General features: G+C 70.1%; 5 protein-coding genes and 1 pseudogene. 5 read left to right on the top strand and 1 reads right to left on the bottom strand.

The genetic code is table 11. The features are described 5' to 3' along the window. The first annotated feature begins 415 nt into the window (after window positions 1–415). The 5 genes and pseudogenes from ABTU92_RS28205 to ABTU92_RS28185 all read left to right on the top strand — a co-directional run bounded on the left by ABTU92_RS28205 (window position 416) and on the right by ABTU92_RS28185 (window position 4,594). Window positions 416–1,294, top strand: coding sequence for an amidohydrolase family protein (locus ABTU92_RS28205; protein ID WP_408094896.1), 879 nt, complete (start codon window positions 416–418; stop codon window positions 1,292–1,294). A gap of 26 nt (window positions 1,295–1,320) precedes the next feature. Further along, complete coding sequence (locus tag ABTU92_RS28200) at window positions 1,321–2,334, top strand: Bug family tripartite tricarboxylate transporter substrate binding protein (RefSeq protein ID WP_408094895.1); 1,014 nt, start codon at window positions 1,321–1,323, stop codon at window positions 2,332–2,334. Between the two features lie 202 nt (window positions 2,335–2,536). Beyond that, window positions 2,537–3,074 (top strand): annotated as a pseudogene (locus ABTU92_RS28195) (PIG-L deacetylase family protein). Continuing rightward, the gene (locus ABTU92_RS28190) at window positions 3,071–3,766 is read left to right on the top strand and encodes a 4-carboxy-4-hydroxy-2-oxoadipate aldolase/oxaloacetate decarboxylase (RefSeq protein ID WP_408094893.1); all 696 of its coding nucleotides are present in this window, start codon (window positions 3,071–3,073) and stop codon (window positions 3,764–3,766) included. The pseudogene ABTU92_RS28195 and the gene ABTU92_RS28190 overlap by 4 nt, the downstream one beginning before the upstream one ends. 42 nt (window positions 3,767–3,808) lie before the next feature. Further along, window positions 3,809–4,594, top strand: coding sequence for an SDR family oxidoreductase (locus tag ABTU92_RS28185; RefSeq protein WP_408094892.1), 786 nt, complete (start codon window positions 3,809–3,811; stop codon window positions 4,592–4,594). 283 nt (window positions 4,595–4,877) lie between these two features. On the opposite strand, the gene ABTU92_RS28180 is transcribed toward ABTU92_RS28185, so the two are convergent. Beyond that, window positions 4,878–5,843, bottom strand: a complete 966-nt coding sequence (locus ABTU92_RS28180) for an OmpA family protein (protein WP_408094897.1) — start codon at window positions 5,841–5,843, stop codon at window positions 4,878–4,880. Between the last annotated feature and the right edge of the window lie 52 nt (window positions 5,844–5,895).

The raw sequence follows: 5,895 nt of genomic DNA, 5'->3' as shown, positions 1-5,895 counted from the left end.
CCGAAGGCGCGAACCCGGAATCCAACGGCAAACTCGGCATTCTGGGTTGGATTCCGGGTTCGGCGCTGCGCGCCGCCCCGGAATGACAGAATAATGCACAGCCCTCGCCTGAGCGGAGCACGACGGAGGAGGACTTCGGACCTTGCCTCGGCGGCTATGGGGGTCGGGCCGGGCCGTGACGATGAGGGTCGTCGTCGGGATTGCCCACCCGTCGAGGCGCCGCGCCTCTCGCGGGCGCTCATGAATCGAATGCACCAATACCGGCAATAATGTCATTTGATTGCGCAAGCGTCCGGAGCCATGGTCGCGCCTGCGGTTCGGACTGCCTCTCCTGATCGGCGGCCCCCGCGTCACTGCCCCGGACCGGGCATCCCCGCCGCCCGGTCCGGTCGGCAGCCCTGCCAAGAGGCCGGCCATGAGCCCCATCCCGACGATTCCCCCGCCGCACCCCGATCCGCACACGCCGGCCTTCGCCTTGCCGCCGCTCGCCTGCGACACGCACTGCCACGTGTTCGGCCCGGACGCGAAGTACCCCTACGTCGCCGACCGGCCCTACACGCCGCCCGACGCGCCGCTCGCCAAGCTGCAATGGCTGCAGGAGCGCATGGGCATCGGCCGCGCCGTGCTGGTGAACGCCACACCGCACGGCCGCGACAACCTGGTGGTGACCGACGCCATCGCGGCGAGCGGCGGCCGCTACAAGGGTGTCGCCAATGTCGACGCCAGCTTCTCGGACGCCGAGATCGCCAAGCTCTCCGCCGCCGGCATCGTCGGCTGCCGCTTCACCTTCCTGGCCCGGCTCGGCGGCCGGCCGGATCTCGCGACCTTCGAGACCGTGGTGAAGCGCATCGCGCCGCACGGCTGGCACGTCGATCTCTACCTGCCGGCCAAGGAGCTCGAGACCTTCGCCCCCGTGCTCGACGCCCTGCCGATCACCTACGTGATCGACCACATCGGCGTGGTCGACGCCAAGCTCGGCGTCGAGCAGGCCGCCTTCCGGGCTCTGGTCGCGCGTTACGAGCGCGACCCGAAGTGCTGGATCAAGCTGACCGGCGCCGAGCGCGTCTCGTCGTCCGGTGCGCCCTATCACGACGTCGTTCCCTTCGCGAAGCGCCTGATCGAGGTCGATCCGGACCGCCTGCTGTGGGGCACCGACTGGCCGCATCCCAACGTGCCGGCGATGCCCGACGACGGCGATCTCGTCGATCTGATCCCCCTCTACGCTCCCGATCCGGTCGTGCGGCAGAAGCTCCTGGTCGACAATCCGGCCCGCCTGTTCGGCTTCCCCGCCTGACCGTCCTCCGACGGAAAGGACCCGACATGAACAACGACAAGATCGGCGGACCGAGCCGCCGCACGCTTCTGCACGTCGCCGCCGGCGGCCTCGTGGCCTCCGTGGCCGCCCCCTTCGTCGTCTCGTCCGCGGCCTGGGCGCAGGCCAAGTATCCGGCCCGGCCGATCAAGGTGGTGGTGCCGTTCGGCGCCGGCGGCGTCGCCGACATCACGGTGCGCATCGTCACCGAGCGGCTCGGCGAGAAGATCGGCGGCCGCTTCGTGATCGAGAACGCGCCCGGCGCCGGCGGCTCGCTCGCCGCGACCCGCGTCGCCTCGTCGGCGGCCGACGGCTACACGCTGGCGCTGTTCTCCAACGGCACCGCCGTGTCGGTCGGCCTGTTCAAGCAGCTGCCGTTCGATCCGGTGAACGGCTTCGTGCCGATCTCGACGCTCGGCCTGTTCGACTTCGTCCTCGCGACCAACAAGCAGACCGGCTACGCCAAGCTCGCCGATCTGATCGACGACGCCAAGAAGCGGCCCGGCGCGCTCAACATCGCGACCGTGATCGCCGGCTCGACCCAGAACCTGTCGGGCGTGCTGTTCAACACGGAAGCCGGCATCAAGACCGAGATCGTCGTCTACCGCACCACGCCGGACGCGCTCGTCTCGGTGCTGCGCAACGACGCCCAGCTCGTCATCGACTCCTACGCCTCGCTGAAGGGCTCGATCGAGGACGGGAACCTCGTCGCGCTCGCCACCTCGGGCGCCAAGCAGTCGCCGGTGCTGCCCAAGGTGCCGCCGGTCGCCGCGACCGTGCGGGGCTTCGACGCCACCTCGTGGAACGCGCTGTTCGCCAAGTCCGGCACGCCCGAGGAGGTCGTCCGCATGCTCAATGCGGGCCTGCAGGAGGTGCTGGTCGAGGACGAGGTGAAGAAGAAGCTCCTCGAGCTCGGCATCGTCGCCTCGGCGTCGACCCCGGCCGATCTGTCGGCGCGCCTGACCAGCGACATCAAGCGCTGGTCCGCCGTCATCGACAAGGCCGGCATCCAGAAGCAGTAATGACGACGATCGTTCCGGAGCGTTCGTGCCGGGACGATCCACACGGTCATGGCCGGGCTCGTCCCGGCCATCCACGTCTTCGGCGGAACGACTGATCGAAGCGCGTGGATGCCCGGCCCAGGGCCGGGCATGACGAAGCAGAGTATCGGGCAGCGGAACGCTGTCGGGATTTCAAGCTCGGACAAGCTCGGAAGAGGTCCCCATGAGCAAGACTGGTCTGGTCGTCACCGCCCATCCGGGCGATTTCGTCTGGCGCGCCGGCGGCGCCATCGCGCTGCACGCCAAGAAGGGCTACCGGATGAAGATCGTCTGCCTCGCCTATGGCGAGCGCGGCGAGAGCCAGTTCGCCTGGAAGCAGGCCGGCATGACGATGGACAAGGTGAAGGCCGGCCGCAAGGACGAGGCCGAGCGCGCCGCCGCGATGCTCGGCGCCGAGATCGAGTTCTTCGACGCCGGCGACTATCCGCTGCATCTCACCGAACAGCATCTCGTTCCTGTTCGAGCCGCACCAGCCGGAGATGTGCAACTTCAAGCCGCAGGTGATCCTCAACATCGACGAGGTGTGGGAGATCAAGCGCAAGACCTTCGAGATCCTCGCCGCGCAGAAGCATCTGTGGGCCTATTACGAGCGCGTGGCGCTGCAGCGCGGCGTGCAGGGCGGCCGCAACACCGGCAAGCCGATGACCTACGGCGAGGCCTATCAGCGCCTGTTCCCGATGGCCCTGGAGGAGCTGGCATGACCGCCGGAGTCTGCGTCCGCACCATCGAGCGCGCGTCGCCCGAGACCATCGCGGCGCTGGCCGAGCACGGCGTCGCCACCGTCCACGAGGCGCAGGGCCGGCTCGGCCTGATGAAGCCCTACATGCGGCCGATCTTCCCGGGCGCTCAGGTGGCCGGCAGCGCCGTCACGGTGCTGGCCCAGCCGGGCGACAACTGGATGATCCACGTCGCCATCGAGCAGCTCCGCAAGGGCGACGTGCTGGTGGTCGGCGTCACGGCCGACAACACCGACGGCATGTTCGGCGACCTGCTCGCCACCTCGCTGAAGGCGCGCGGCGGCGTCTGCCTCGTCATCGACGCCGGCGTCCGCGACGTGAAGACGCTCACCGAGATGAACTTCCCGGTGTGGTCGCGCGCCGTCTCGGCGAAGGGCACGGTCAAGGCGACGCTCGGCTCGGTCAACGTGCCGGTGGTCTGCGCCGGCGCGCTGGTCAATCCCGGCGACGTGATCGTCGCCGACGACGACGGCGTCGTCGTGGTGCCGCGTCGGGACGCCGACACGGTCGCGGCGGCGGCGGCGAAGCGCGTCGCCGCCGAGGAGGAGAAGCGCGCGCGGCTCGCCGCGGGCGAGCTCGGCATCGACATGTACAAGATGCGCGAGCCGCTGCTGAAAGCCGGCTTCCGCTGGGTGGACAGCCTCGACGAGGTGTGAGACGGAGTCGGTCCCGGTCATCATCAAGAAAAAGGGAACGACATGGATCTCGGTCTCGCGGGTAAGACCGCCCTGGTGCTCGGCGCCGGCGGTGGTCTCGGCGGCGCCATCGCGACGGCGCTCGCCGCGGAGGGCGCACGCGTCGCGGTCGGCGACATCGACGGCGACGCGGCGCGCCGCACGGCGGCGGCGATCGAGCAGGCCGGCGGCAGCGCGCTGCCGCTGACCTGGGATCTCGCCGACCTCGCTTCGATCGAGACCCACGTATCGGCCATCGAAACGGCGCTCGGGCCCGTGGACGTGCTGGTCAACAACACCGGCGGCCCGCCCCCGACGCCGGCCACCGGCCAGGACCCGGCGCTGTGGTCGAAGCACTTCCAGTCCATGGTGCTGTCCGTGATCGCGCTCACCGATCGTGTCCTGCCGCAGATGCGGGCGAAAAAGTTCGGCCGGGTGATCACCTCGACCTCCTCGGGCGTGATCGCGCCGATCCCCAATCTCGCGGTGTCGAACGCGCTGCGCCTGACGCTGGTCGGCTGGTCGAAGACGCTGGCCCGCGAGGTCGGCCGTGACGGGGTCACGGTCAACATCGTGCTGCCCGGCCGCATCGCGACGCCGCGCATCAAGTTTCTCGACGAGCAGAAGGCGAAGCGCGAGAACCGGTCGGTCGAGGACGTGTCGGCCGAGAGCACGGCGTCGATTCCGGTCGGCCGCTACGGCGACCCGAAGGAGTACGGCGACGTCGTCGCCTTCCTGGCCTCGACCCGCGCCTCCTACGTCACCGGCTCGGTGATCCGCGTCGACGGCGGCTTCATCCCCAGCATCTGATCAGGTCGACAGGCCTCGTGTCTCGGGCGCGGCGCAATGCGCCGCGAACCGGGACCCAGGGGCGTCGGACGAGGCTTCTGCCGTGCGGCCCCTGGGCCCCGGCTCTGCGGCGCATCAGGCCTGCGGCCTGCCGCGCCTTGTCCGGGGCACGCGGCCGAGCTCCGAGGCCGTCGTTTCATCCCGCGACGCGTGAGATCCGATCTTTCCCGCCGTGGAGAGGTCAAAAAGAAGCGGCGCGACATCGCTGTCGCGCCGCCTGATCAGGCCGAAGCCGTCACGCATCTCACCGCGGCGGCTGCGGCTGGGCCTCGCCGGTCAGCAGCGGCGTGATGCGGCGGACCGTGACGCGGCGGTTCTCGCGCAGCGGTCCGTCGGTCGGCACCTTCATGTACTGCTCGCCGTAGCCCTGGGTCGTGAGGTTCTCGGCCGGCACCCCGAACTGCTGGGTGAGCACCAGCGCGACCGACTCGGCGCGCCGGTCCGACAGCGACAGGTTGTCGACGTCGGAGCCGACCGCGTCGGTGTGGCCCTCGATCAGGAACACCTCCTGCGGGTTCGCCTGGATGGCGCGATTGAGTCCGTCGGCGATGCCGGCGAGCTTCTGCACCTGCGCCGGATCCAGCTCCCACGAGCCGGACTCGAACGTCACCGTGTCGAGGTCGACGCGCGGCATGTGATCACGCAGCGGCGCGTTGTAGCGGATCTCGTCGAGCGTGTAGGGCCGCTCGATCGCCACCACGGGCGGCGCCGTCAGGGTCTCGTAGAGCAGCGCCGGGTCGGCCCGCTCGGTCTCGACGATGTAGCGCTCACGCGGGATGCGCACCTCGGGCGGCGGCATGTTCAGCATGAACGCGCCGACCCCGAGCCCGACCGCGGCGCCGATCGCCATTCCGGTGCCGAAGCCGGGGCGGCGCCGGTCGGGCGGCGGGCCACCCGGACCCCAGCCGCGCCGGTTGTCGATCAGCACGTATTCGCGGCCGTCCGGCAGCACGCGGGTGCGCCGGATCAGATAGCCGTTCTCGTCCGTCACGGTGACGATGCGGTCGCCGCTCGGGCGCACCACGACGGTGACGTTCTCGTTGCCGCGCCGCTCCACCCGCACGTCGCGGGCGCCGTAGCGGAAGCGGTCGAGCTCGTTGTGCCGGATGATCGTCGTGTTGCCTTCACGAATGATGGTCCGGTCGGGCTCGCGGATGATCGTGGTGTCGCCCTGGCGCATCTCGCGGCGCTCACCGCGCAGCTCGTCCATGCGGCGCAGCGGCTGGCCCTGCGCCGACTGCGGCGCCATCCCGGCGCCGGCG

Source organism: Rhodoplanes sp. SY1 (assembly GCF_046000175.1).
Taxonomy (GTDB): Bacteria; Pseudomonadota; Alphaproteobacteria; order Rhizobiales; family Xanthobacteraceae; genus Rhodoplanes.
The sequence above is the reverse complement of the archived record's forward strand: the minus strand, read 5'-3'. Positions and strand labels throughout refer to the sequence as shown.

Excerpts from the sequence above, each read along its gene's own strand:
- ABTU92_RS28200 (WP_408094895.1), top strand. The coding sequence starts at position 1,321 with ATGAACAACGACAAGATCGGCGGACCGAGCCGCCGCACGCTTCTGCAC.
- ABTU92_RS28180 (WP_408094897.1), bottom strand. The coding sequence starts at position 5,843 with ATGGACGAGCTGCGCGGTGAGCGCCGCGAGATGCGCCAGGGCGACACC.
- ABTU92_RS28190 (WP_408094893.1), top strand. The coding sequence starts at position 3,071 with ATGACCGCCGGAGTCTGCGTCCGCACCATCGAGCGCGCGTCGCCCGAG.
- ABTU92_RS28205 (WP_408094896.1), top strand. The coding sequence starts at position 416 with ATGAGCCCCATCCCGACGATTCCCCCGCCGCACCCCGATCCGCACACG.
- ABTU92_RS28185 (WP_408094892.1), top strand. The coding sequence starts at position 3,809 with ATGGATCTCGGTCTCGCGGGTAAGACCGCCCTGGTGCTCGGCGCCGGC.